23 protein-coding genes and 1 riboswitch are annotated in these 22,989 nt (G+C 62.2%); of the genes, 6 read left to right on the forward strand and 17 right to left on the reverse strand.

The features are described 5' to 3' along the window. Nucleotides 1-267: 267 nt before the first annotated feature. The 3 genes from JH15_RS17145 (at nt 268) to JH15_RS17155 (ending at nt 2,122) form a co-directional block, all read left to right on the forward strand. On the forward strand, nt 268-1,209 hold the full coding sequence (locus tag JH15_RS17145; RefSeq protein ID WP_043532691.1) for an AEC family transporter: 942 nt from the start codon (nt 268-270) through the stop codon (nt 1,207-1,209). 86 nt (nt 1,210-1,295) lie between these two features. Then, on the forward strand, nt 1,296-1,652 hold the full coding sequence (locus tag JH15_RS17150; RefSeq protein ID WP_043532693.1) for a DUF6152 family protein: 357 nt from the start codon (nt 1,296-1,298) through the stop codon (nt 1,650-1,652). Beyond that, nucleotides 1,607-2,122, forward strand: a complete 516-nt coding sequence (locus JH15_RS17155) for a hypothetical protein (protein ID WP_231566470.1) — start codon at nt 1,607-1,609, stop codon at nt 2,120-2,122. The genes JH15_RS17150 and JH15_RS17155 overlap by 46 nt, the downstream gene beginning before the upstream one ends. Nucleotides 2,123-2,146: 24 nt before the next feature. Here the strand turns inward: JH15_RS17155 and JH15_RS17160 are convergent, their stop codons facing one another. The 14 genes from JH15_RS17160 to metK all read right to left on the reverse strand — a co-directional run bounded on the left by JH15_RS17160 (nt 2,147) and on the right by metK (nt 16,958). Next, on the reverse strand, nt 2,147-3,544 hold the full coding sequence (locus JH15_RS17160; protein WP_043532697.1) for an NADH-quinone oxidoreductase subunit N: 1,398 nt from the start codon (nt 3,542-3,544) through the stop codon (nt 2,147-2,149). Further along, the gene (locus tag JH15_RS17165) at nt 3,544-5,028 is read right to left on the reverse strand and encodes a complex I subunit 4 family protein (RefSeq protein WP_081949107.1); all 1,485 of its coding nucleotides are present in this window, start codon (nt 5,026-5,028) and stop codon (nt 3,544-3,546) included. Before JH15_RS17165 ends, JH15_RS17160 begins: the two co-directional genes overlap by 1 nt. Then, nucleotides 5,025-6,983 (reverse strand): proton-conducting transporter transmembrane domain-containing protein, encoded by a 1,959-nt coding sequence (locus JH15_RS17170; protein ID WP_043532699.1) that lies wholly within the window; start codon nt 6,981-6,983, stop codon nt 5,025-5,027. Before JH15_RS17170 ends, JH15_RS17165 begins: the two co-directional genes overlap by 4 nt. Beyond that, the gene (nuoK, locus tag JH15_RS17175; protein WP_043532700.1) at nt 6,980-7,285 is read right to left on the reverse strand and encodes an NADH-quinone oxidoreductase subunit NuoK; all 306 of its coding nucleotides are present in this window, start codon (nt 7,283-7,285) and stop codon (nt 6,980-6,982) included. The genes JH15_RS17170 and nuoK overlap by 4 nt, the downstream gene beginning before the upstream one ends. A gap of 62 nt (nt 7,286-7,347) precedes the next feature. Next, entirely contained in the window at nt 7,348-8,016 is a 669-nt protein-coding gene (locus JH15_RS17180) for an NADH-quinone oxidoreductase subunit J family protein (protein ID WP_052384218.1), read from the reverse strand. 49 nt (nt 8,017-8,065) lie between these two features. Beyond that, complete coding sequence (locus JH15_RS17185; protein ID WP_043532702.1) at nt 8,066-8,998, reverse strand: complex I subunit 1 family protein; 933 nt, start codon at nt 8,996-8,998, stop codon at nt 8,066-8,068. Next, complete coding sequence (locus tag JH15_RS17190; protein WP_043532704.1) at nt 8,995-10,290, reverse strand: NADH-quinone oxidoreductase subunit D-related protein; 1,296 nt, start codon at nt 10,288-10,290, stop codon at nt 8,995-8,997. Before JH15_RS17190 ends, JH15_RS17185 begins: the two co-directional genes overlap by 4 nt. Continuing rightward, complete coding sequence (locus JH15_RS17195) at nt 10,281-10,628, reverse strand: NADH-quinone oxidoreductase subunit A (protein ID WP_043532706.1); 348 nt, start codon at nt 10,626-10,628, stop codon at nt 10,281-10,283. The genes JH15_RS17190 and JH15_RS17195 overlap by 10 nt, the downstream gene beginning before the upstream one ends. A 99-nt stretch (nt 10,629-10,727) precedes the next feature. After that, nucleotides 10,728-11,057 (reverse strand): four-helix bundle copper-binding protein, encoded by a 330-nt coding sequence (locus JH15_RS17200; RefSeq protein WP_043532708.1) that lies wholly within the window; start codon nt 11,055-11,057, stop codon nt 10,728-10,730. A 249-nt stretch (nt 11,058-11,306) separates the two neighbouring features. After that, nucleotides 11,307-11,906 carry an exopolysaccharide biosynthesis protein gene (locus JH15_RS17205; RefSeq protein WP_043532710.1) on the reverse strand — a complete coding sequence of 200 codons (600 nt, stop codon included), beginning with the start codon at nt 11,904-11,906 and terminating at the stop codon, nt 11,307-11,309. Between the two features lie 153 nt (nt 11,907-12,059). Continuing rightward, nucleotides 12,060-12,368 carry a con-10 family general stress protein gene (locus tag JH15_RS18410; RefSeq protein ID WP_043532712.1) on the reverse strand — a complete coding sequence of 103 codons (309 nt, stop codon included), beginning with the start codon at nt 12,366-12,368 and terminating at the stop codon, nt 12,060-12,062. Nucleotides 12,369-12,530: 162 nt separating this feature from the next. After that, nucleotides 12,531-14,072, reverse strand: coding sequence for a phospholipase D family protein (locus tag JH15_RS17215; protein WP_197053361.1), 1,542 nt, complete (start codon nt 14,070-14,072; stop codon nt 12,531-12,533). A gap of 132 nt (nt 14,073-14,204) precedes the next feature. Beyond that, nucleotides 14,205-15,617 (reverse strand): adenosylhomocysteinase, encoded by a 1,413-nt coding sequence (gene ahcY / locus JH15_RS17220; RefSeq protein WP_043532716.1) that lies wholly within the window; start codon nt 15,615-15,617, stop codon nt 14,205-14,207. Nucleotides 15,618-15,634: 17 nt separating this feature from the next. Next, nucleotides 15,635-15,719, reverse strand: a riboswitch (S-adenosyl-L-homocysteine riboswitch). An 18-nt stretch (nt 15,720-15,737) separates the two neighbouring features. Beyond that, a complete protein-coding gene (gene metK, locus JH15_RS17225; RefSeq protein WP_043532718.1) occupies nt 15,738-16,958 on the reverse strand; it encodes a methionine adenosyltransferase in 1,221 nt (406 codons plus the stop codon). A 360-nt stretch (nt 16,959-17,318) separates the two neighbouring features. On the opposite strand from metK, the gene tkt reads away from it, so the two are divergent. Further along, a complete protein-coding gene (gene tkt / locus JH15_RS17230; RefSeq protein ID WP_043532721.1) occupies nt 17,319-19,310 on the forward strand; it encodes a transketolase in 1,992 nt (663 codons plus the stop codon). Nucleotides 19,311-19,527: 217 nt separating this feature from the next. Here the strand turns inward: tkt and JH15_RS17235 are convergent, their stop codons facing one another. The 3 genes from JH15_RS17235 to JH15_RS17245 form a co-directional block, all read right to left on the reverse strand. After that, entirely contained in the window at nt 19,528-20,580 is a 1,053-nt protein-coding gene (locus JH15_RS17235; RefSeq protein WP_043532723.1) for a class I fructose-bisphosphate aldolase, read from the reverse strand. Nucleotides 20,581-20,755: 175 nt separating this feature from the next. Beyond that, nucleotides 20,756-21,148, reverse strand: coding sequence for an Hsp20/alpha crystallin family protein (locus JH15_RS17240; RefSeq protein WP_043532766.1), 393 nt, complete (start codon nt 21,146-21,148; stop codon nt 20,756-20,758). Between the two features lie 28 nt (nt 21,149-21,176). Continuing rightward, nucleotides 21,177-21,638: an Hsp20/alpha crystallin family protein gene (locus JH15_RS17245; protein ID WP_043532725.1), complete on the reverse strand. Its 462-nt coding sequence runs from the start codon at nt 21,636-21,638 to the stop codon at nt 21,177-21,179. Nucleotides 21,639-21,812: 174 nt separating this feature from the next. Between JH15_RS17245 and JH15_RS17250 the strand changes: the two genes are divergently transcribed. Together JH15_RS17250 and JH15_RS17255 are read left to right on the forward strand one after the other, a co-directional pair. After that, nucleotides 21,813-22,196, forward strand: coding sequence for a CidA/LrgA family protein (locus tag JH15_RS17250; RefSeq protein WP_043532727.1), 384 nt, complete (start codon nt 21,813-21,815; stop codon nt 22,194-22,196). Then, entirely contained in the window at nt 22,189-22,899 is a 711-nt protein-coding gene (locus JH15_RS17255; protein ID WP_043532729.1) for an LrgB family protein, read from the forward strand. The genes JH15_RS17250 and JH15_RS17255 overlap by 8 nt, the downstream gene beginning before the upstream one ends. The last annotated feature ends 90 nt before the right edge of the window (nt 22,900-22,989 follow it).

Consider the following 22,989-nt stretch of genomic DNA (forward strand, 5'->3'; position numbering starts at 1 on the left):
GCTGACTGGTTTTCAGGGTATGCCGTGCTTCACACCAGGTTGGCGCGCCGGCAACATCGCTGGTTGGCTATTTTGCCCGCCCCACCCCAAGGCGACCAATGAAAGTTTCGCGAGCCAGCATCGATTTGGCTCATGTTGAGCGGTGACAACATGCAATACATTGTGGCCGGGCTATGTGTGGATAGCCGCACGCGATGCTGAATGTCCGCCGCTGACAACCTCGCCGCGCCAAGGCATGATGCTCACTCAATGAATGAGCGAGCTCGCATGACTTCACCCGACCTTGGCGCCCCTTTGATCGCCCCGCTGTGGACCCTGATGGCCTTCATCGGCCTGGGCTGGCTCAGTGCCCGGCGTCTGTCCATCGACCCCAGACCGATCGCCACGCTGCTAATCTATCTGATCGCACCGCTGACTTTTTTCCGAGGCTTGATCCTGGGTGGGCCTTCGCCGGGTTATCTATTGCTCACCCTGGGCACCTTCGTAACTGCCAGCCTGGTGTGCCTAGTGATCCAGCGCCTGGTGCGGGCGTTCTTTCCTCCTCAGGAGGCCGCCCTGCTGGCCTTCTCGAGCGGTACCGGCAATACCGGCTACTTCGGGCTGCCCATTGCCATGGTGCTGCTTCCTCCCGAAGGCGTCACGCTCTATCTATTCTGTGTCCTGGGCGTGACGCTCTATGAGTTCACGGTGGGCTTCTATATCAGTGCCCGCGGCCAGTTCTCGGTTCGCCAGAGCTTGATCAAGATTTTGCATCTGCCGCTCATCTACGCCTTCCTTGCCGCCCTGGTGGTCTCGGCGCTGGGTGTCGCCATTCCGGCACCGATCATGGAGGGCTTGGACGTGTTCCCTTCCACCTACACGCTGCTGGGCATGATGATCATCGGCATGACGCTGGGGCGGGTCACGTTCCGTGAGGTCGATCCCCGCTTCATCGTGGCCTGCTTTGCCGTGCGCTATGGCCTGTGGCCCCTGCTGGCCGGCCTCGCCGTGCTCCTGTTCCAGGCCACGCTGGGCGTGTCGGCCGAGTTGGCGCTGGCGCTCCTGCTGATCGGAGTCGTCCCCATGGCCGCCAATGTCGTCGTGGTCGCCATGGAACTATCGATCCGCCCCGAGAAAGGCGCCATCGCCGTCCTGCTGACGACCCTCGCCGCCCCGCTGCTGATCCCGCTTTATTTAAGCGTCCTCCTGCGTGTGACCGGCATCGGCTGAGTCGGCGCCCCCTGTGTGTGTGGGCCACTTTTCAGTTCGCCGGCTTCCGGCTAGCTTGAAGAGACACCAGGCATGGGAGAAGCGACATGACACGGCGACTATTCTTGGGCCTTGTCGGTCTATTCAGCGTACTTCTGCTGATTGCGCCGGCCAGCGCCCATCACGGCTGGACCGGTGGTGAAACGATCGAACTCAGCGGCACCATCGTCGGCGTTCGGCTCGGCAATCCGCATGGTGAGGTCACACTCGATGTCGATGGCGAACAGTGGACCGTCGAAGTCGGCCAGCCATGGCGTAACGATCGCGCGGGTATCGAGGAAGACGCTCTCGCCGAGGGGGTCGAATTACGCGTGTCGGGCGAACATGCTGACGAGCGGCTGCTCAAGGCGGAGCAATTGTGGATCGGCGACGAGCACCACGTGCTTTATCCGGACCGCATCTGACGCTAGTGGAAGCGCTTCTGCTCGGACTGGGTGAAACGGCACTGGCAGAGTGGGTTCGGCTGTCGCGCTGGGGCTACGCAGCGATCAATACCCTGCACGTACTCGGCATCGCCCTGCTGGTAGGCGCTATCCTGCCGATGGATCTGCGTCTGCTGGGATGTCGCCGCTCGCCGGCCCGAGCTGATGTCGTGCGGCTGCTGCGTCCATGGGCGATGACGGGACTGGCGCTCGCGGTCATCACCGGGGCCTTGCTGTTTCTTGCCGACCCCGCCGGTTACCTTGCCACCCCCTTGTTCTTTTTCAAGCTCGGCCTGATTGCGCTGGGCATCGTCAGTGCCTTGGTGGTGACTCTAACCGCGGTGATCGAAGGCCTGTCGAGAGGGCAGCGTCTCGCAGCAGCCGGCCTGTCGCTTCTCGTGTGGCCATCGGTACTGGTGGCAGGCCGCATGCTGGCCTACGTTGGCGGTTGAACGCTAGCGCCACATCGTCACGACTCAGGTGACCAGTTGCAGAGACATATCGAGTAGCCCCTCCACGCCCAGGCTCGCCGCCAGCAGCAGCCCGGCCGCGGCGAGCATCGCAAGCCACGAGGCACGTCCCAGCACGTGCACCTCGTCGGCCGGGCTTGAAAACACCATGATCGCGGCGACCCGCAGATAGTAATAAAGCGAGACCAGCGTATTGATAGCGGCCACTACCGCCAGCCAGGCGAAGCCGCCTTCCAACGTCGCCTCGAACAACAGGAACTTGCCGAAGAAACCCACCAGCGGCGGGATGCCCACCAGAGACAGCATCGAGACGATGAGCACGGTCGCTGCCACAGGCTGCACCCGCGCCAGCCCCCGATAGTCGTCGAGTGTGGTGCGCCCCCGCCAATGGGTGATCACCGCAAATGCCGCCAGGTTGGCCAGCGCATAGGCGGCAAGAAACGCGAGTAAAGCCATCATGGCGTCGGGGGTGCGCCCCAGCACGGCGATCGCCATCAGGGCATAGCCGGATTGCGATACCGAGGACCAGCCCAGCAGTCGCCGTACGTCGGTCTGGCGCAGCGCCGCCAGGTTGCCCAGGGTCATGGTCACGACCGATATCAGCGAAACCACGGCCGGCCACAGCTGGCTGGCGGGCAACAGATCGACGAAACGTGCCAGCGCCACAGCCGCACCGAGCTTGGGCACCACCGTAAGCAGACCAGCCACCGGGGCCGGAGCCCCTTGAGCGACATCCGGCATCCAGGCGTGCGCGGGAAAGGCGCCAAGCTTGAAGGCGAGCCCCAGGATCACGCAGCCGGTGGCTACACTCAGGGCCAGGTGATCGGCCTCATCCAGCGCGGCCCGCGTGGCGGGATAACCAGTATCGCCCACCAGGCCGAACAGCAGTACCACACCGAGCGTGAGGAAGGCATTGGTCAGCGCGCCTATCAGAAAGTATTTCATCGCGGCTTCCTGAGACGGCGCGAAGCCCCGATGGTAGGCAACCAGGGGATAACTCGCCGCAGACGAGAGCAGCACCCCCACCACCAGTTCCATGCTATCGCTGGCGGCAGCCATCATCATGGCGCCTAGCAGGCTGAACAGGCATAAGCCGTAATATTCACCATGACGGCGGTCGCTGCGCATCCAGTCCGGCGACATGCTAACGGCCACCGCGCCGCTGATCAGGATCAGCAGCTTGGCCAGGGAGGCGGGCGCATCCAGGGCCCAGACTCCGGCGAAGGTGGTGCTGGGGGTCGTCGGCCACTGCAGGGCGATGAACCCCGCCGACAACCCCAGGGTGACAAGGGCCAGCCCCGCCGCCCAGCCCTGCTTGGCATGGGGTGTGAAGGCCGAGAACAGCACGATTGTCACGGCCCCGAGCAGCAATATGATCTCCGGTGCCAGATCGCCGAGGGGCATTAGCGGCCTCCCACCAGCACCGTTGCGGAGGATTCGATTACAGTGAGCAGAAAGTGCGGGGCAACGCCGATGACCACAAAGGCCAACGCCAGCACGGCGAGGATGCTTCCCTCAACGCGCGTCAGGTCCTGAAAGCCCGAGAGATGCGACGGCAGGGAGCCGAAGAACAGACGACGCAGCAGATCCAGGAACAGCGCTGCCGTAATCAGGATACCGAGGATCCCGAGAACCGCCAGCCAAGGATAGACCGCAAAGGTGCCGGTGAAGACCTGGAACTCGGCCACGAAGCCCGCCAGTCCCGGCATACCCAGGCTGGCAAACGCGGCCAGCAGCGTAAAACCGGTCAGCAGCGGCGCCCGACGTGCCAGGCCCCCGAAATGGTGCATGTCGTACTCGCCGCTGCGCTGCCAGAACACGCCCGTGATCAGAAACAGCGCCCCGGTGATCAGGCCATGGGCCACCATTTCCACGGTGGCCCCCGTCAGTGCCAACTGCCGCGCCTCCGGGGTGCCGATCAGGCTCGCCGCCACCGCCACGCCGAGCACGGTATAGCCCATATGGTTGATCGAAGTGTAAGCAATTCGCCGCTTGAGGTTGCGCTGCCCTAGCGCCACCAGCGCCCCGTAAAGAATCGCCACCAAGGCAATGATGGCCACAGGAAGTGCATAGCGTGAAAAAGTCTCGCCCATCATCGCCAAGGGCAGGCGAATCATGCCGTAGGTGCCCATTTTCAACAGCACCCCGGCAAGGATCGCGGAGGCCGGGCCCGGGGCATCGACATGGGCCTGGGGCAGCCAGGTATGCAGCGGCACCAGCGGCGTCTTGATCGCCAGGCCCAGCATGATTCCCAGGAACACCAGTCCGGCATAGGCGCCGCCACCCGCCAAGGGTTGCTGCTCGATGATTGTCCGCATATCAAACGTGGGGGCATCGAGCGAAAGGTAGAGCCCGATGATGCCCAGCAGCAACGCCAGGGAACCGGCGAAGGTGTAGACGAAGAACTTGAAGGCCGCGAGTTGCGGATTGCCATGCCCCCAGCGCCCAATCAGGAAATACATGCCGACCAGGGTCAGGTCGAAGAAGACATAGAAAAGCAGCAGGTCGAGCACCAGAAACACGCCTAGTGAGACGCCCTGCAGAAACAGCAACCAGGCATAGTACTGACGTGCCTCGCCCTGGGTATCGAAGGGAAACAGGATGGCTGCAAGGAAAAGCAGTGCGCTCATGGTCGCCACGGCCAGGGCGATCCCGTCTACCCCGACGCGATAGGCCACGCCCAGCGACGGCACCCACTCGACCTCGGCGACATGTTGGAAGAGCGGCCCGCCGAGGTCGAAGGTCAGCCAGGCCACGATCAGCGCGAGCAGCGATACTGCGGCGGCGCCTGCCGCGATCAGACGACTCTGACGGGCATTCCAGCGTGCGCCGCCGGCCAGTACGAGGGCCCCAAGCAACGGGACGAACAAGGCGAGGCTAAGAATCACAGATATGCTCCCATCAGCAGAATCACGAAGAACAGGGCCAGCCCGACCACCATGCCGGTGTAGTAGTGGTGCACCTGTCCGGTCTGGGCTTCGCGCGCCCAGCGACCGCCCCATCCGGCGAGTTGCATCAGGCCTTTCGGTAGCCCTTCGGCCAGCCACTCACCCCGGCGCGCATTGAGAAGGGCCAGCCACTGCCCGAAACGTGCCGTGGCATGCAGGCCTGCATCCACGACGCGGTCGTCACCCCGGGCGAGTCCGGCCGCACCGTGGCCGAGCCCTCTCGCCAGTCGCGTCACCGCCTGATCGACGACACCGTCATCGAAACGCGCCAGCGCCGAGGCCAGCGTGTGGGTGCCCCGGGCTACGGCACTAAATCCAGTCGGCAGACCGAACCAGTCGGCCATCCAGCGAGCGCGTATCGAACCGAGGAAGGGTGTCGTGCCGTCATTGGCGACCGAATCATGGCGACGCGCGAGTCCCACGCCGCCGACGATGCCCAGTGCCACCACCATCAGCGATACCCCCAGCAGCCAGGTGTGGCTGGCAGGCAGCTCGATGCCCAAGGCGCCGGCGATGACGTCCGGCAGGCCTGGCCACCACAGCACAGACAGTACGAGCGACAGTCCGGCAAATACGGCAAGCGCAAATACCTCGATTCCCGTGGGGCCACGCCCCGGTGGCGTGCGTTCGCGGGTTCGCCCGAATGCCAGCATCTGGAAGCGGGCGGCATACGCGGCGCTCAAACCGCCAGCCACAGCGACCAGCAATGCCAGCCAGACCCCCGCCGTCGAGGCAGCCGAGGCGATCTGCTCCTTGGTCCAGGCCGCGCCCAGCGGTATCACACCGGCCAGCGCCAGGGCGAGAATCAGCGACATCAGCGCGACGCCGGGCATTCGATTGCCCAGGCGCATATCGGACAGGCGGTAGCTGTTCGTGCTGCGCCCGGCGAGCCCCGTGGCGAGAAACAGCCCCGCCTTGAGACAGGCGTGAGCGGTGGCATGCAACAGCGCCACACCGGGGAACCCGACGCCGACCGCCACCCACATCAGGCCGTACTGGGCCGACGTCGAGGCGGCGAGCAGCTTCTTGGCGTGCCCCTGGAACAGGGCGACTATGCCCCCGGCCAGGGCCGTTGCCAGCCCCAAGCCCACTACCACGGACGGGAACCAGGCCACTTCGCTCAGTTGCGGCTCGAGCTGGACGAGCAGGAACGTACCGGCCGCCACCATGGTGGCCGAGTGCAGCAACGCCGAGGCCGGCACCGGCCCGGCCATCGCCGCAAACAGCCAGGCACTGAACGGCACCTGGGCCGACTTGGCCGCGGCCGCCAGCACGATGCCTGCCACGGCGATGTGCTGGAGCCCCCCTTCGAGCCCGGAGAGTGCTGTGTAATCGAAGCGCCCCGTGCCGGCGAATAGCGCCGCGGCTGCCAGGTAGAGGCCGAGATCGCCCAGCCGCGTGACCAGAAAGGCCTGCCCGGCCTGACCGGGGATCGTGCGCTCGCGCCAGCGATGCAGGATCAATGCCCAGGAACACGCCCCCACCAGCTCCCAGGCAATCAGGAGCGTCAGCAGGTCGGCAGCCAGCACCAGTAGCAACATGGCCCCCACGAAGGCCAGCAGCATAGCGAGCAGTCTTGCCTGTCCCTCTCGCTCGTGGTGGCTGGCATAAAAGACGATAGGCAGCGCCACCAGGGGAACCAGCCAGGCAAAGACACGGCCCGCCGTGGAAAGCTCGAGCGCGAGCACCAGCGTCTCGCTCCATGCGTACTGGCTAGTCAGTCCACCGCCCGGCTCGCCACCCCAGCCGGCACCCGTTGACAGCGCCACCCCCCATGTCAGCAATAGGCCCAGTCCAGCCAGGCTGGCCAGCGCCATGTTCCCCAGGCGATGCCGGCCAAGGTAAAGCAGAACCGCCGTGAGCCACGGCAGGAGCGGAAGCGACCATAGCGTCATTGCTTCAACTCACTCAGCGCTTCGGTCATGTCGGCCTGCTTGGCACGAAATACCGATACCACCAGGGCAAAGCCCAGCGCCATTTCGATCGCCATCACCGCCATGACCACGATGGTCAGTAGCTGGCCCTCGGGGGCCCCTGCCCCGCTAAGAGCCCAGAATGCGACTGCGGCCAGCATCACTCCGTTGATCATGAGCTCGAGTCCCATCATCAACATGACGAACGATTGCTGGGACAGCGCCCCGTAGACGCCGATGCCGATCAACGCCGCGGCGAGAATCAGCAGCGTGGTGAGTGTCATATCGCCTCCTTGCGTCCGGTCTGCTTGCGTCTTTGTGTCTGCTTTCCTTGTTCTGCCTGCTTTCAATGATGGTGCCCATGGTGGTGATGCTCATGATGATGGTGGTGATGCTCATGATGATGGTGATGATGCTCATGGCCACCGCCTTCATCCTCTTCGGGCTGGCCTGCCGGCTTACCCCCCGGCGCCAAGCCCGGGGGCATCGATCCTTCGTCCGCCGTCCCGTACCGCCCGCGTCGGCTGGACAGCACCACCACCCCGATCATGGTGGCGAGCAGCACCACGCCGGCGGATTCGAAGACCAGCATCGAGTCGCCGAGCAGTTCCATGCCCAGCGAGGAGACCGGCTCCAAGGTGTCCGGTAAAGGGGCCTCGGGGAACCGCGCCAGCAACGCCAGGGAAGCCAACACACCAAATACCGCCACCCCCGCGCCTATGGCCACCTTTTCCTGATGCACCATCTTCATGGGGTTGAGGCCGGCCGGGTTCATCATGAACATCACCATGAACAGTGCCATTACCATCATCTCCACACCCATCATGAAGAACATGGCGACCCCCAGGTATTCGGCAGCCAGCAGGATCATGATGGCCCCCACCGCAATGAATGAAAGCAGCAGGAAGAACGATGCGCGGACCATCGAGTCGGTGCAGAACACCCGCCAGCCACTCACCACGGCGAGACCCGCCAGCAGCAGGAACGCGATGTCGACGCCCAGCCCGTACTCCATGCTCATGTCTCCTGTTGGTTCGTCAGTACACGGTTCGTATGCGGACGGCTCATGCCATCAAGAGCGCCAGAGTGCCCGCCCAGATCAGATCGACAAAGGCCAGGGGCAACAACACCACCCACATCAGCGTCACGCAGCGCTCCGGGGCGACTCGCGGCATGCTCCGCCCCAGCCACAGCAGCAAGGCCAATACACCCAGGGTCTTGAGCAGCACCCAAACCGGCCCCGGTAGCCAGGGGCCCAGCCAACCGCCGAGGAACGCCGTGGCCGCGACCGCACTGAAAGCCACCAGCATCGCCATGCGTGCCATCTGCCAGACCAACCGCAGCGGCCCCGATATTTCGGACGAGGTACCTCCAGACAGGTCGCTGGAATCAGCCAGGTTCAACGGCCCCCAGAAGGTCAGCCCCAGCCCCACGACCAGAAACAGCGGAAGCCCCAAGGGTTGGCCAATCACGTGCCAGAGCGGTGCCTGCGCCTCGACCACATCAATGAAGCGCAGCGACTCCGCCGGCAACGCCACCCCGATCAGCACGAACATGCTGATAAGCAGATACGAGAGCCCCAGCGCGACGTAGCGATAGGCCCCGATCAGCGCCAGGTGCGCATTGGCGGCCCAGCCCTGCAGGAAGATCACGACCGTGGCCAGAGCCTCGAAGCTACCCCATAGCACCAGGCCGGTCGCCAGGTCGGTGGCGATCAACGTCGGCGACCAGGGCACCAGGGACAGGCCCATGGCAGCCAGCGATAGATAGAGTGCCGGTGCCAGTTGCCAGGCTGGCGTGTCCGGCGCCTCGGTCGTGTTGGTCTGCTGCAGCAATAACCAGGCCGCATTCGACAGGGGGCTTCGCCAGGCACTATCGGCAACGGGAATGCGCTGCCTTGCGGCCAATAGCCGATCAAGAACCGCCGCGGCGTAGATTCCCAGCCCCAGCGTCAGGAAGATCATGAAAAGCGGAAGGATCAGCTCGCTGACGATCATGCACGACGCTCCTGGTTGGCCAAGGCGCCCTCACCCGGAACGGTTTCCAGCGCGGCGAGCTCCAGGCTGGCCAGCGTCGCCATGGCCTCGCCCCACTCTAGGCCCGGCAAGACCTCCTCCAGAATTTGTGAGGCGTCGTCGGGAGCGTCTTCTCCCCAAGGCCCTCGTGGCGTCTCGATCAGCTCGGTATTGGCCGTTGCAAGATCAAGTCGCTCGGCCTGATGGGCTAGATCGATCGACTGCTGCGTTTCGTCGAGAAGCTGTCGCCAGCGCGACGCCGTATCGCCTTCGGCCTGGCAGATAGGAGTGAATCCCAGCCGACGATAGCTTGCGTCCTGACTTCGGGCGTCCTCTCCAACACCCGCGGCACGTGCCATCCAACCACCAACTTGATGCACCGTTTCGTCGTCGAGCCGCCCATGGCCGGGCATCGGCTGGGCGAGCCGAAAGAAACCGCCTCGTATCAATTGCCGGCGCAGCCCCGCAATGTTCGGCTGGCCGGCAAGATCACTTGCCAGGCGTAGCACCTGGTTGGCGAGCCCTGGCCAGCCCGCTAGGTGTAATCCTAAATGCAGCCTATGAAGATGATGCCGTGCCCGAGCACGCTCGAGTTCGGCAATCGATACCGGGCGCTCGCGGGCGGCATGGAAAGGCAGGTCGACCGATTCGGGAAACGGCCGTTTCTGGGTCTCCCAGGTCTGGATGAGGTCGCCCTGCAGGCTGGTCTCCGCCTGCATGCCCGGCGGCAACCCCGGATGGAACGGCCCCAGCCGAAACGTCAGGGTGTCCAGGGTCAATCCATCGCGCCTATCGTCCTGCATGTTCATGGCCATGGGCCTGCCATAGGGGTTGCCGCCCATCATGCCCTCCCCGCCGTGGCCATCATCGCCCAAGCCCTGCCAAGGGTTGGGTGGCACATCGGGCAAGAGACGGGGCGAGCTGCCCCGACGTTGCAGCACCAGGTCGCGATGCGTTGCCAGCAGGGTTTCAGGTAACGCCTCGAGCGTATCCACGCGGGGCGCGCTGATTAGCTCATCGAAGGGATCGCTCTGGTACCACACGCTGGCAAATGGTGCGGGGAGCTGATCGTGTACGCGGCGTAGGTCATCACGCCAGCCGATCGGCACCTCACCGGCCACCAACAGCACACTGGCATGGCGAGGTGAGTCGACCAATTGCACGGCGGGACTCAGGGCCAGGTATTCACGTACGCCCTCGCTGTGCTCGCCTTGGGCAAGAAAGACCCTGGCCGGCCCTCGAGCTGCCAACTTGCGCAACCAGCTCACTGCCACCGGAACACCCCCTCGCGCCAGGCATAGACGATGCCCACCGACAGGATGGCCAGAAACATGCCCATCTCCATCACCGCCATGGCGCCTTTTTCGACGAATACCACCGCCCACGGGTACATGAACATCATTTCCATCTCAAAGGCGATGAGCAGCAGGGCCATGGGGTAATAGCGAACGTGGTAACGGCTCCAGGCATGGGTATCGGGCTCACCCCCGCCGAGAAAGGGAGCTCGCTGAGGATAGGTCGGCAGTGCGTGTTCGCGCCGGGGCAAGGCTTGAAGTAACAATCCGGCCCCCAGCGACAGAATCAGAACCAGAATCAAGGCAAGCAGCGACATGCAGCTCTCTCATGATGCGAGACTTCGAATAACCGATACGAAAGGCCAGGATCCCGAGAAATCCTGGCTTAGCCTGGCGACAAACTGGCCTGACAACAATCAGGCAGCCATGGCGGCACACTCTTCTGCACAACGATGACATGCCTTGGCGCATTCCTGGCAATGCTCGGCGTCGTGCTTGGCGCACTCGTCACCGCATTTCTTGCAGATATCGGCGCAAATCCGGCACACCTCTTTGGCATATTCGCTGTCCTGGGCCATGAAAGAGGCCGCCAGGCGGCAAATTTGCGCACATTGCATGTCGAGACGAATGCATTCCGCCATCATCTTTACGTCATCTTCTTGCAGACAGGCGGTGGAGCATTTATCGCAATAGGCGGCACACACATGACACGCTTCAATACATGATTTGAAGTTACCAAAATCCATCTCGGTGGCTCCTGTTACTGTTTGAAAGAGGGACGGGGCCGATGGCGAAAACAAAGTGAAACGCCACGGGTCACTCAAAAAGTTAGTCGCCAATGTATAGGTAAGCAAGAAGCCGACAGGCCGGCTTCCTAGCAAACACTTAACCTACTGATATGATTGCTCAGCGGTTTTTTACTGGCCGTTCCACTCATGCGCACCCCATCCCAGCCGCAACTGCGTCAATAGGCGTGCCTAACCGTTAGATAAAACTTAAAAGAGAAGCGAGTAAAGGAGGGGCCCCAGGGTCGCCGCCGTTGTAATGAAGGCGAGCAGGGCAAGAAGGCCATCCCGTGCCATTAGCGCAAGTGCAAAAAGCGTAATGGCTAATCCCGCACCATTTGCAGTAAAGGGAACGACCTCCATGGCAGGCATGGTCAAGGCAATAATTACACAGGTAATGGCAATGGCATAGACGCCACCGCCTTCAAGCAGATAAGTCATCCTAGGCTTCAAAAGACGGTCGATGAAGCGAGCCGGAGGCCGCATCCACTTTATAGCCTTGTTCATCTTTTCCTGGGTAACGTCACGCTTGAGGAGCCATTGCGGTAACCAGAAGTAACGGCGCTGGAAGAGTAACTGCCCTGCCACTAGCAGAATAAAGGCCGCCATCAAGGTCGGCACGCCGGGGATATCACCCACCACGGGCAGTACTGTGATAATTCCGGTAATCAACAGCAGAGGGCCAAAGGAACGATGGCCGACCTCGTTCACGATATTTTCAATCGAAACCCGCTCACTGTCGCTGGCCTCGGCGTCACAGATGCGTGAGAGCATCTGCTCCAGGTTCGCTGGTTGTCGCTGATTCGCCATGAAACGTTATTCGAACCTCTATTGTTAACAGCATGGGCAGCACCAATAGGGAATGACTCAGTTGCCTTAAAGACAAGGCCAACGGTTGTCACGCCGTTGGCCGAAAAGAAACTTCCCTATTCATGTCATCCATCCATGGATTCAGGATGCCATTTACGAGTTCCGCCCCCCGCTATTGCTGTTCTGGCCACCTTTCTTGCCAGCTTGAGAGGCTTTCTTGGGATCGTTTGCGAAGTTGCCGCCGCTGTTCTGACCACCCTTCTGGCCGGCTTCCGAGGCCTTCTTGGGGTCGTTGGCGAAGTTGCCGCTGCTATTCTGACCGCCTTTCTGGCCTGCCTCGGATGCTTTCTTTGGATCGTTGGCGAAGTTGCCACCGCTGTTCTGACCGCCTTTCTGGCCAGCCTTGGAAGCACGCTTGGGATCTTCTGCGAAATTGCCGGAACCACCACGATGTTCAGCCATGGTCTACTCCTTTCCTTTGGAATGTATCAATACGCCTTGAGGCGATATATACCTCCGCAGTGCTATTGCTAGCGTTTACCACATTTCCGTGTGGCAATAATCAAACTAGTAACGAAGCCAACCGTCAGCAAGTAGGCTTTTGTAAATTAACCCAAGTTAAAATTACAGAAGATGCTCGATATCAAAAAGCCTTATTGCTGACGCCTTGAACCGCTTCCAGAGCGACCCCGGCGGCTTGGAGAGCACGACACTGTGGCCCTCCACCTCGGTCAACCAGCGCAACTCCCCCTTCTCGTTCAGACGCACCTCGTAACTGTAGCGCGGCTCCATCCCGCGTTTTGCCAAGTCCCAGAGCTGGCGGCCCAGTGTTGAGCTATCGATCAGCAGTCCGATTTCACTATTCCACCACACGGCACGTGGATCGGCATTCATCGAGCCGATGAAGATACGGGAATCATCGAAGGCCATGGCCTTGGTGTGCAGGCTGGAAGGTCTGTCCGTGCGCGATTGGATAACCGGCCGAGCGGAGGCATCGCCACGGAATTCGAACAGACGCGCCCCCTGTCGTAGCAGTGGCTCACGCCATGGCGCATAGGCGCCATAGAGCGAGGCATGATCCATGGCCGCCAAGGAGTTGGTGAAGATCGTCACCTCGATACCTCGCTCGGCCAACAGTTGTTGATACATCGCACCTGCCGGCGTGGGAACGACATAAGGCGATACGATGAGCAGCCGTCGCTCCAGGGCCTGGAAGGCCCCACCCAGTTGTTGAATCAATGTCAGATCGAGGTCAGGGTAGCCTCGGGTATCCAGCTTGTCGGGGGAATCCCACAGGGCCACCGCCGGTGCCCAGTCGAGCGTCTCGAGCTGGCGTCGCCCGGTTTCCCCCGCGAAGCGCCATACCGACGAATGATCGGCAAGCTCGTTGTCATCGGCATCGGCGACGAGCTCGGTCAATAACGCCCTCCAAGCCGTCGGTCGTTGCCGCTCGAAGTGACTCAACGGAATGGCCAGCGAGTGGTTCCAGTATTCATCGAAACTGTCGGACATTGCGTTGACGACCGGCCCGACGGACAGCACATCGAGGTCATCGAAATTAATATCCTCGCCGGCATCGAAGTAGGCGTCACTCACATTGCGCCCACCGGTAAGCCCCACAGCCCCATCCGCGAGCCACAACTTGTTGTGCATGCGGCGATGCAGCCGATCGAAATTGGCCGCCAGCACGAGATGATAGGCCACCTTGGTTCCCCGCCCGGTGGGGACGGGATTGAACACGCGAACCTCGACATTGGGGTGCGTATCGAATGCAGCGAAGGTGGCTTGCTTGCCCAGGCTGGCGGTATCGTCGAGCAGCAGGCGAACACGTACTCCCCGTTCGGCAGCGTGCAACATTCGCTCGAGCAGCGCCCGGCCGGCCTGGTCCGTCTCATAGATATAGTACTGCACATCCAGGGTACGTTGGGCGTGGCCCGCCAGCGAGGCACGTAACCCGAACGCGTCGCGGCCGTCACTGACAAGCCGTAACCCATTGAGTCCGTCACGACGTTTGGTGGCCTGTCGTGCCCACGCGCCCAGGTAGGTTTCGGCAATCGCCTCACTGCCCAGCGCGGTCGAGGGGGACCTGGGAACGGTCACGGTCGCGCAGCCGCCGAGCAGCATCGTGCAGACCATCAGTAGTAGAAGTCGTCTGGCCTGGCTCACGCCTATGCCCCGGTTCGATTGGCTTATGCTAATAGTATCGATGAACCCGCCCCAGCGCACGGCCCACTCCCAACGGCGAGGACCAGCCATAAAAAACGCCGCCCGAAGGCGGCGTTGCGGAAGACGGCGCTCTTAGTACCGGTACTCGTCCGGCTTGAAAGGCCCTTCCTGGGACACGCCGATGTAGTCGGCCTGAGTCTTGGTCATCTTGGTCAGCGTACCGCCGAACCCTTCGACCATGTAACGTGCCACTTCCTCGTCAAGCTGCTTGGGCAGCACCATGACGGTGACATTGGCCGTCTTCTCGGTGACCGGCAGTTCGGCGAACTTGCCCTCGTACAGATGGATCTGCGCCAGCACCTGGTTGGCAAACGAGCCATCCATGATGCGCGAGGGGTGCCCCGTGGCGTTGCCCAGGTTCACCAGGCGACCTTCGGACAGCAGCAGCAGGTAGTCGGCGCTGGCGGGATCGAAGTTACCCGGCGTGCCGTCGCGGTAGATCTTGTGAACCTGCGGCTTGACCTCCTCCCAGGCCCAGTTTTTGCGCATGTAGGCAGTATCGATCTCGTTGTCGAAGTGGCCGATATTGCACACCACAGCGCCTTTCTTCAGCGCCTGCAGCATGGCCGCATCGCAGACATTGATATTGCCGGTGGTAGTCACGACCACATCGATCTTGCCGAGCAGGGCGCGATCGACACTGTCGCCGCTCTCGTCGTTGCTGCCGTCGATGTACGGTGAGACAACCTCATAGCCATCCATGCAGGCCTGCATGGCGCAGATCGGGTCGACCTCAGTGACCTTGACGATCATGCCTTCCTGGCGAAGCGACGCTGCAGAGCCCTTGCCGACATCGCCATAGCCGATCACCAGCGCCTGCTTGCCGGCCAACAGGTGGTCGAGCCCGCGCTTGATGGCATCGTTCAAGCTGTGACGGCAGCCGTACTTGTTGTCGTTCTTGGACTTGGTGACAGCATCGTTGACGTTGATTGCCGGCACCTTGAGCGTGCTATCACGCAGCATTTCCTGCAGGCGGTGGACGCCTGTGGTGGTTTCTTCGGAAATACCGTGGATGGCATCCAACAGCTCGGGACGCTTGTCATGAAGCAGCGCCGTCAGATCGCCGCCATCGTCGAGTACCATGTTGGGCACCCAGCCATCGGGGCCTTCCACGGTCTGCTCGATGCACCACCAGAATTCTTCATCGGTCTCACCCTTCCAGGCGAAGACAGGAATACCGGCAGCGGCGATGGCCGCCGCGGCGTGATCCTGGGTCGAGAAGATATTGCACGACGACCAGCGAACCGTGGCGCCGAGCTCGACCAGCGTCTCGATGAGCACGGCGGTCTGAATGGTCATGTGGATACAGCCAGCGATACGCGCGCCCTTCAGGGGCTGCTGGTCGCGATACTTGGCACGGATCTTCATCAGCGCCGGCATTTCAGTTTCAGCGATACGAATCTCACGACGGCCCCAATCGGCCAGTGAGATATCGGCGACCTTGTAGTCCTGGGCGTTCTGCGTTGCGGAAGCCTGTTGACTCATAACCTCTACTCCATTCTCGGGAGTGGGCGCCGTTGCCTGTGTACAGCCTCTGCCCGAGCCTCGCATACGCCATCGGCGGATGCTGCAGCGCCCCTCGGGCAGCAGCAACGAATACGTCTATCAGAGATTGGCGGCGTCGCGCAGGGCATCGGCCTTGTCGGTGCGCTCCCAGGGGAACGCCACGAAGGTCTCGGTATGCTCCTCACCCGCCACATCGGTCCAGGTATAACTGGTTTCGAACGGATCGCGCCCGAAGTGACCGTAGGCTGCCGTCATCTGGTACATCGGGTGCAGCAGATCGAGCATGCGCGTAATGGCATGGGGGCGCAGGTCGAAATGCTCGCGGATCAACTCGATGATGCGCGCCTCACCCACCTTGCCGGTACCGAAGGTATTGACCGACACCGAGGTCGGCTCGGCCACGCCGATGGCATAGGAGACCTGAATCTCGCACTTGTCGGCCAATCCGGCAGCGACGATGTTCTTGGCCACGTAGCGGCCGGCATAGGCTGCGCTGCGGTCGACCTTGGAGGGGTCCTTGCCGGAGAAGGCACCGCCACCGTGACGTGCCATGCCGCCGTAGGTATCGACGATGATCTTGCGCCCGGTAAGACCGCAGTCGCCCACCGGCCCACCGATCACGAACTTGCCGGTGGGATTGATATGGTACTGGGTGGTTTCGGTCAGCCACTCGGCAGGCAACACCTGTTCGATGATCTCGTGGCGCACCATCTCGCGCAGCTCTTCCTGATCGATGTCCGGATCGTGCTGGGTCGAGAGCACCACCGCCTCGACGGCGACCGGCTTACCGTCATCGCTGTAGCGGAAGGTGACCTGACTCTTGGCATCCGGGCGCAACCAGGGCAGCAGGCCACTCTTGCGCAACTCGGCCTGGCGCTCGACCAGGCGATGCGAATAGTGGATCGGCGCCGGCATGTACGATTCGGTCTCGTTGGTGGCATAGCCGAACATCAGCCCCTGGTCGCCCGCGCCCTGGTCTTCGGGCTTGGAGCGATCGACCCCTTGGGCGATGTCCACGCTCTGCTTGCCGATCAGGTTGAGCACCCCGCAGGTCTCGCCGTCGAAACCGACATCCGACGAGGTATAGCCGATATCCATGATCACCTTGCGTACCAAGTGCTCGAGATCGACCCAGGCGGATGTGGTGATCTCACCGGCAACGATCGCCACCCCCGTCTTCACCAAGGTCTCGCAGGCCACGCGTGCCTGCTTGTCGCGGGCGATGATGGCATCCAACACCGCATCGGAAATCTGGTCGGCAATCTTGTCCGGGTGCCCTTCGGAAACGGACTCGGAGGTGAACAGGGAGTATTCGCTCATCGCGTTATCGGCCCTCTACTGTAAAAGCGATTGATGCCGTGCCGGTCAGGAACACCTTCGCGACATGACGCTAACCCGCAAAACCTACAAGCATAGCGGCATGCGTGGTGTCAGACGAGTATCGGCTGCAGTAGCCGTTTCTGGAGCCGCAGAGTCTACACTGTGGTGCGTCACGTTCCTACAAACGTGCCGACCCGGGCTGGCATGTATTTGATGCCCGGGCGCTTCTCGGCGACAATAAGCGCCCTGATTCGTCAGCGCCGTCCGTCGAGCGGCGCCAGCCAGCCAACCGTCGCCAATCATCGTAGCCAGATACGATGGTTGACGTCTTGCTTATTGCCGCAGGCGAGGAGCTACCCCATGCCGTCCCGTTTCGAACTGGCCAATGCCATTCGCGCCCTATCCATGGATGCCGTGCAGAAAGCCAAGTCCGGTCACCCCGGTGCCCCGATGGGCATGGCCGACATTGCCGAAGTGTTGTGGAACGATTATGTCTCCCACAACCCCGACAACCCCTACTGGGCCAACCGCGACCGCTTCCTGCTATCCAACGGCCACGGTTCGATGCTGCTCTATTCGCTGCTGCACCTGACCGGCTACGAGCTGAGCCTCGAGGACCTGCAGCAGTTCCGTCAACTGCACTCCAAGACTCCCGGCCACCCTGAACTCGGTTATACCCCGGGGGTCGAGACCACCACCGGCCCGCTGGGCCAAGGGCTTGCCAACGCCGTGGGCATGGCCATCGCCGAGCGCACCCTGGCGTCGCAGTTCAACCGTCCCGGGCACGAGATCATCGACCACTACACCTACTGCTTCGTGGGTGATGGCTGCATGATGGAGGGGATCTCGCACGAGGTCAGCTCACTGGCGGGAACGCAGAAGCTCGGCAAGCTGATCGTCTTCTATGACGACAACGGCATCTCCATCGACGGCGAAGTGGAAGGCTGGTTCACCGACGACACGCCCAAGCGCTTCGAGGCCTATGGCTGGCATGTGGTGCCCAAGGTCGACGGCCACAACCCCGACGAGATCAAGGCAGCCATCGAACTGGCCCGCAGCCATGACGACAAGCCCAGCCTGATCGTCTGCAAGACCATCATCGGCTTCGGTGCCCCGAACAAGCAGGGCAAGGAAGATTGTCACGGCGCCCCGCTGGGCGATGATGAGATCGCCGCGGCCCGCAGCCAGCTCGGTTGGCCGCACGCCCCCTTCCACATCCCCGAAGAAATCTACCAGGGCTGGGATGCGCGCACGGTAGGCGCCAAGCGTGAGGCCGACTGGAACGACAGGATGGCGCGCTATACCGAGGCCTTCCCCGAGGAAGCCAAGGAACTCAAGCGTCGTCTCAAGGGCGAACTGCCCACTAACCTGACCAGCGAGAAAATGCTCGAGAATGCGCAGGAGAAAGGCGAATCCCTGGCCACGCGCAAGGCCTCGCTGATCTGCCTGAACGAACTCGGCCCGCAGCTACCCGAGCTGCTGGGTGGCAGCGCCGACCTGGCCCCCTCCAACCTGACCTTCTGGAAGGGTGCCAAGGCGATCAGCCATTCGGAGCCCGGCGGCAACTACCTGCACTACGGGGTTCGCGAGTTCGGCATGGGCGCCATCATGAACGGTATCAGCGCGCACGGCGGCTTCATTCCCTATGGCGCCACCTTCCTGACCTTCATGGAATACATGCACAACGCCGTGCGCCTGGCGGCCCTAATGAATCGTCAGGCCATCTATGTGTTCACCCACGACTCCATCGGCCTGGGCGAGGACGGCCCCACCCACCAGCCGATCGAGCAGATGGGTGCGCTGCGTTCCACCCCGAACCTATCGACCTGGCGCCCGGCCGACGCGGTGGAAACCGCCGCTGCCTGGGATTCCGCCCTCAAGCGGCATGGTGCGCCCACGGCGCTGGTTCTGTCGCGCCAGAACCTGCCCCACCAGGCGCGCACCAAGCATCAACTGGCCGAGATCGAACGCGGTGGCTACATCCTCAAGGATGCTGAAGGGACGCCGGAACTGATCCTGATCGCCACCGGCTCCGAAGTGGCCCTGGCCATGGATGCTGCCGATGCACTGTCGGCCAAGGGCCGTGCCGTACGCGTGGTGTCGATGCCCTCGACCAGCACCTTCGATGCCCAGCCGGCCGATTACCGCGAGTCCGTGCTGCCCTCGAGCGTGAAGGCGCGCATCGCCATCGAGGCCAGCCATTACGCTTACTGGTACAAGTATGTGGGTCTCGATGGCCGCATCATCGGCATGGACAGCTTTGGCGAGTCAGCGCCCGCCGACGACCTGTTCAAGTACTACGGCTTCACCGTCGAAAACGTGCTCGAAAAAGCCGAAGAACTGCTGGGCTAAGCCCGTACGGTTCAATGGCAACGAAAAGGCCCGGCAAAGCCGGGCCTTTTTTGTATTTCTCAACTCATAAAACGAGCTAGAAAGCGCTGGGTTATGTCGCGAGCGATGATAGGTTGCTCGTTGCCGGAGCGCAGGAACCGGAGTTGACTCAAGTCAATGAGGAGTCCGAGCACCGCCAACGAGCAAGATTTCGAGCGCAGCAATAACCCAGCCTTTCTTAAGCGATGGTGACGTCCTTGGACAAATACACATCCTGAATCGCATTAAGCAGCTCGATCCCTTCCTTCATCGGCTTCTGGAACGACTTGCGGCCACTGATCAAGCCCATGCCGCCGGCACGCTTGTTGATGACCGCGGTACGCACCGCTTCGCCCATGTCGGAATGACCCTTGGAGCCACCCCCAGAGTTGATCAACCCGGCGCGTCCCATGAAGGCGTTGGCCACCTGGTAGCGCGCCAGATCGATGGGATTGTCCGAGGTCAGCTCGTCATAGACCTTGTCGTGCGTATGGCCAAAGCCGACCGCCTTGTAGCCACCGTTGTTCTCGGCCAGCTTCTGCTTGACGATATCGGCCTTGATGGTCGCCGCGAGGTGGATCGCCTGACCGGTGAGGTCGGAGGATACGTGGTAGTCCTTACCATCCTTCTTGAAGTCCGGGTTGCGCAGGTAAGCCCACAGCACCGTGACCATGCCCAGCTCATGGGCGCGTTCGAAGGCTTCGCTGATCTCCATGATCTGGCGGCGGCAATCTTCCGAACCGAAGTAGATGGTGGCGCCCACGGCCACACAGCCCATGTTGTGTGCCTGCTCCACCTGGGCGAACAGGGTCTGGTCGAAAACCGGCGGGTAGGTCAGGGTCTCGTTGTGGTTGAGCTTGAGCATCATCGGAATCTTGTGCGCGTAGCGACGCGCCACCGACGACAGCACCCCCAAGGTCGAGGCCACGCAGTTGCAACCGCCTTCCAGGGCCAGCTCAACGATGTTCTTGGGATCGAAGTACAGCGGGTTGGGTGCGAATGACGCCCCGGCCGAGTGTTCGATGCCCTGATCCACAGGCAAAATGCTCAGGTAGCCGGTACCGGCCAAGCGGCCATGGTTGAACAGGGTCTGCATGTTGCGCAGCACGTGCGGGCTGCGGTCGTTCTCCGACATGACCCGGTCGACGAAATCCGGCCCCGGTAGATAGAGGTCCTCACTACGAAACCCCGTGCAGGTATGGCCCAGCAGGGTGTTGGCCTCATCACCAAGCAGCTTTTCGATATCCGTCATCGTCGTGTCCTCTCCCTTGAGTTGATTCTTAGGCTCTACCAAGCGTAGAGCAAGATCGTGTCCATGTTGACCCTTCGTTACGTTCGGGGCCAGCCCCCTAGCCTAACGTAAAACGCCACACTCTCCAGTAGGGAGAGCGTGGCGCAAGAACAATTTAATGCCTTGGCGTTGCGTGTCAGGCCGCCTGGACCTCGATACGGCGGCTGCGATGAACGTCCTTCTTGGGCAGGATCAAACGCAACACACCGTGCTCCAGGCGGGCCTCGATCGCCTCGGCATCGATCTCGTGGCTCAGCGAGAAGCGGCGTGCATAGCGCTCGGCCCGCAGCTCGGCGTAGGTCGCCGAAATGCCCTCGGGCATGTCGACCTGAATCTCGCCTTCCAGGCTCAGCACATTGTTGTCGACTTCGATGCTCAGCCCTTCTCGCCTCACGCCCGGCATATCCACGACGATATGCACGGCGTTGTCCTCTTCATAGATATCCACCGGCGGCACCTGAACGCTGCCTTGCCGGGCCTGGGTTGCCTCGACATCGTGCGAGGCGGTTTGCGGGGTTATCTGATTCATGATCATCACCTCCTATCGCTCGCTAACCTTACGCCGCCTGGATCTCGATGCGCCGGGGCTTGAGTTCCTCGCGCTTGGGCAAGTGAATCTCGAACACCCCGTCGTGGAAGCGGGCATCGGCGCGCTCGGCATCCAGACCGTCGGGCAGCGCGATCGAGCGGGCGAACTCACCCGAGAAGCGCTCGCGACGAAAGCGAGGCCGAGTATTGCCGCTCGCATCCTGGCGGTCCGGCCCCTCGCGCTTGCCCCGCAGGGTCAACACGTTGTCCTGTAGGCTGACCTCGAGATCGTCGGCGGTCAGCCCCGGGGCGAACACATAGACACGGATCGCGTCGTCGGTGCGACCGATATTGATGATGGGGAAGCTACCGCGTGGCACGGAGCGGATATCCGCTGCACCATTCTCGGAGAAGAGCCCCTCCAGCCACTGCCGGAACCAGTCCGCATGGTGGAGCGGGTCATTGTCGAAACGCCTGAGATCTCCGAACATATCGAACACCTCCTACGTCAGGCAGGTTTTCTATTGATGGATTAACCCTAACCACGACACCGCGAGGCTGGCGCCGTCGGGTGTCGTACCGAATAGATAGGGCCACCCCAACCATTTTCAAGGGCCCCGCCAGGTGATTGAATAGCCCTTCCCTACGGCTCGCCAAGGACGATCATGCCCCTGCTTCGTGGCTTCTTGTGGTTACTCGGCTTTCTCATGCTCGGCGACGTGGCGGTCACGCTGTTTGCCCTGCCCATTTCGGCCGGTGTGGCCGGCATGCTGCTATTCACCGCCTGGCTGTTGCTCCGCCGCGGGGTCGGCGAGGATATCGCCACCGCCAGCCAATCGCTGATCGGCCTGTTGGCGATGCTGATCATGCCAGGCGTGGTCGGCGTGTTCTTCATTGCCGACGAGTTCGCCGGGCACTGGCTGGCCGTTGCCGTGGCGCTGGTCATCGGTACGCTGCTCAGCGTGTTGACCACCCTCGCCCTGATGCTGCGCTTCATGCCCCGCACGCCAGCAAGCGACGCCACCGGTGAGCCCGCAGCCCATGATTGAGCTTCGCGACCACCTGTTCGCCACCCCGATTCCCGCCATTGCGCTGACGCTGGCCGCCTACCTGATCTCGCTCAAGCTATTCACCCGAATGGGCCGGCCCAGCTGGTGCCCGCCGGTACTCGTCGCCGCCCTGATGATCGCCGCTCTCTTAGGGTTAATGGGTGTCGACTACAACGACTACCGCCGCGGCGCGGGCTGGCTGATGCTGCTGCTCGGCCCTGCTACCGTGGCGCTCGCGGTGCCGCTATATCAGCAGAAACATCACATCATCGCCTTGTGGCGCCCGATCCTGATCAGCCTGCCCCCCGCCGCGCTATTGGCCGCGCTCTACTCCGTGGGGCTGGCCTGGGCGTTGGGCGCCTCGCCTCAGGTCATTGCCTCGCTCGCGCCGAAATCGGTCACCGCCCCGATTGCCATCGGCATCATCGAACAGATCGGCGGCTCGATTCCGCTGATGATGGGCGGGTTGTTGATCACCGGCGTGATGGCCACCACCTTCGTCGGCCTGTTCGCCCGATGGATGAACATCACCGATCAACGCATTCTCGGCTTCGCCCTGGGGGTCAACGGCCACGCCATCGGCACCGTGCGCGCCTTCGAACTCGGCCCTACCGCCGGCGCCTTCGCCTCGCTCGGTATGAGCCTGACCGGTATATTCTCAGCCCTGTTTCTGCCACTGGCGTGGAAGGTAATGTGGGGGTAGGCGCTGTTTTAACTAAGCAAAGCGGCAAAGTGTGAACACACCATATCAACCCAGGTGACCGTCAGGCGGTTATCTTTTCGGTTTCATAAG

Origin of the sequence: Litchfieldella xinjiangensis, from assembly GCF_000759345.1 — a bacterium.
GTDB classification, from domain to species: domain Bacteria; phylum Pseudomonadota; class Gammaproteobacteria; order Pseudomonadales; family Halomonadaceae; genus Litchfieldella_A; species Litchfieldella_A xinjiangensis.

What these genes read in the sequence shown, in the direction of transcription:
- JH15_RS17235 (WP_043532723.1), bottom strand. Translation starts at nt 20,580, where the DNA reads ATGACGGATATCGAAAAGCTGCTTGGTGATGAGGCCAACACCCTGCTG.
- JH15_RS17255 (WP_043532729.1), top strand. Translation starts at nt 22,189, where the DNA reads ATGATTGAGCTTCGCGACCACCTGTTCGCCACCCCGATTCCCGCCATT.
- nuoK (WP_043532700.1), bottom strand. Translation starts at nt 7,285, where the DNA reads ATGACACTCACCACGCTGCTGATTCTCGCCGCGGCGTTGATCGGCATC.
- JH15_RS17245 (WP_043532725.1), bottom strand. Translation starts at nt 21,638, where the DNA reads ATGTTCGGAGATCTCAGGCGTTTCGACAATGACCCGCTCCACCATGCG.
- ahcY (WP_043532716.1), bottom strand. Translation starts at nt 15,617, where the DNA reads ATGAGTCAACAGGCTTCCGCAACGCAGAACGCCCAGGACTACAAGGTC.
- JH15_RS17145 (WP_043532691.1), top strand. Translation starts at nt 268, where the DNA reads ATGACTTCACCCGACCTTGGCGCCCCTTTGATCGCCCCGCTGTGGACC.
- tkt (WP_043532721.1), top strand. Translation starts at nt 17,319, where the DNA reads ATGCCGTCCCGTTTCGAACTGGCCAATGCCATTCGCGCCCTATCCATG.
- JH15_RS17240 (WP_043532766.1), bottom strand. Translation starts at nt 21,148, where the DNA reads ATGAATCAGATAACCCCGCAAACCGCCTCGCACGATGTCGAGGCAACC.
- metK (WP_043532718.1), bottom strand. Translation starts at nt 16,958, where the DNA reads ATGAGCGAATACTCCCTGTTCACCTCCGAGTCCGTTTCCGAAGGGCAC.
- JH15_RS17195 (WP_043532706.1), bottom strand. Translation starts at nt 10,628, where the DNA reads ATGTCGCTGCTTGCCTTGATTCTGGTTCTGATTCTGTCGCTGGGGGCC.
- JH15_RS17170 (WP_043532699.1), bottom strand. Translation starts at nt 6,983, where the DNA reads ATGACGCTATGGTCGCTTCCGCTCCTGCCGTGGCTCACGGCGGTTCTG.
- JH15_RS17150 (WP_043532693.1), top strand. Translation starts at nt 1,296, where the DNA reads ATGACACGGCGACTATTCTTGGGCCTTGTCGGTCTATTCAGCGTACTT.
- JH15_RS18410 (WP_043532712.1), bottom strand. Translation starts at nt 12,368, where the DNA reads ATGGCTGAACATCGTGGTGGTTCCGGCAATTTCGCAGAAGATCCCAAG.
- JH15_RS17250 (WP_043532727.1), top strand. Translation starts at nt 21,813, where the DNA reads ATGCCCCTGCTTCGTGGCTTCTTGTGGTTACTCGGCTTTCTCATGCTC.
- JH15_RS17205 (WP_043532710.1), bottom strand. Translation starts at nt 11,906, where the DNA reads ATGGCGAATCAGCGACAACCAGCGAACCTGGAGCAGATGCTCTCACGC.
- JH15_RS17160 (WP_043532697.1), bottom strand. Translation starts at nt 3,544, where the DNA reads ATGCCCCTCGGCGATCTGGCACCGGAGATCATATTGCTGCTCGGGGCC.
- JH15_RS17200 (WP_043532708.1), bottom strand. Translation starts at nt 11,057, where the DNA reads ATGGATTTTGGTAACTTCAAATCATGTATTGAAGCGTGTCATGTGTGT.
- JH15_RS17180 (WP_052384218.1), bottom strand. Translation starts at nt 8,016, where the DNA reads ATGGAGTACGGGCTGGGCGTCGACATCGCGTTCCTGCTGCTGGCGGGT.
- JH15_RS17185 (WP_043532702.1), bottom strand. Translation starts at nt 8,998, where the DNA reads ATGATCGTCAGCGAGCTGATCCTTCCGCTTTTCATGATCTTCCTGACG.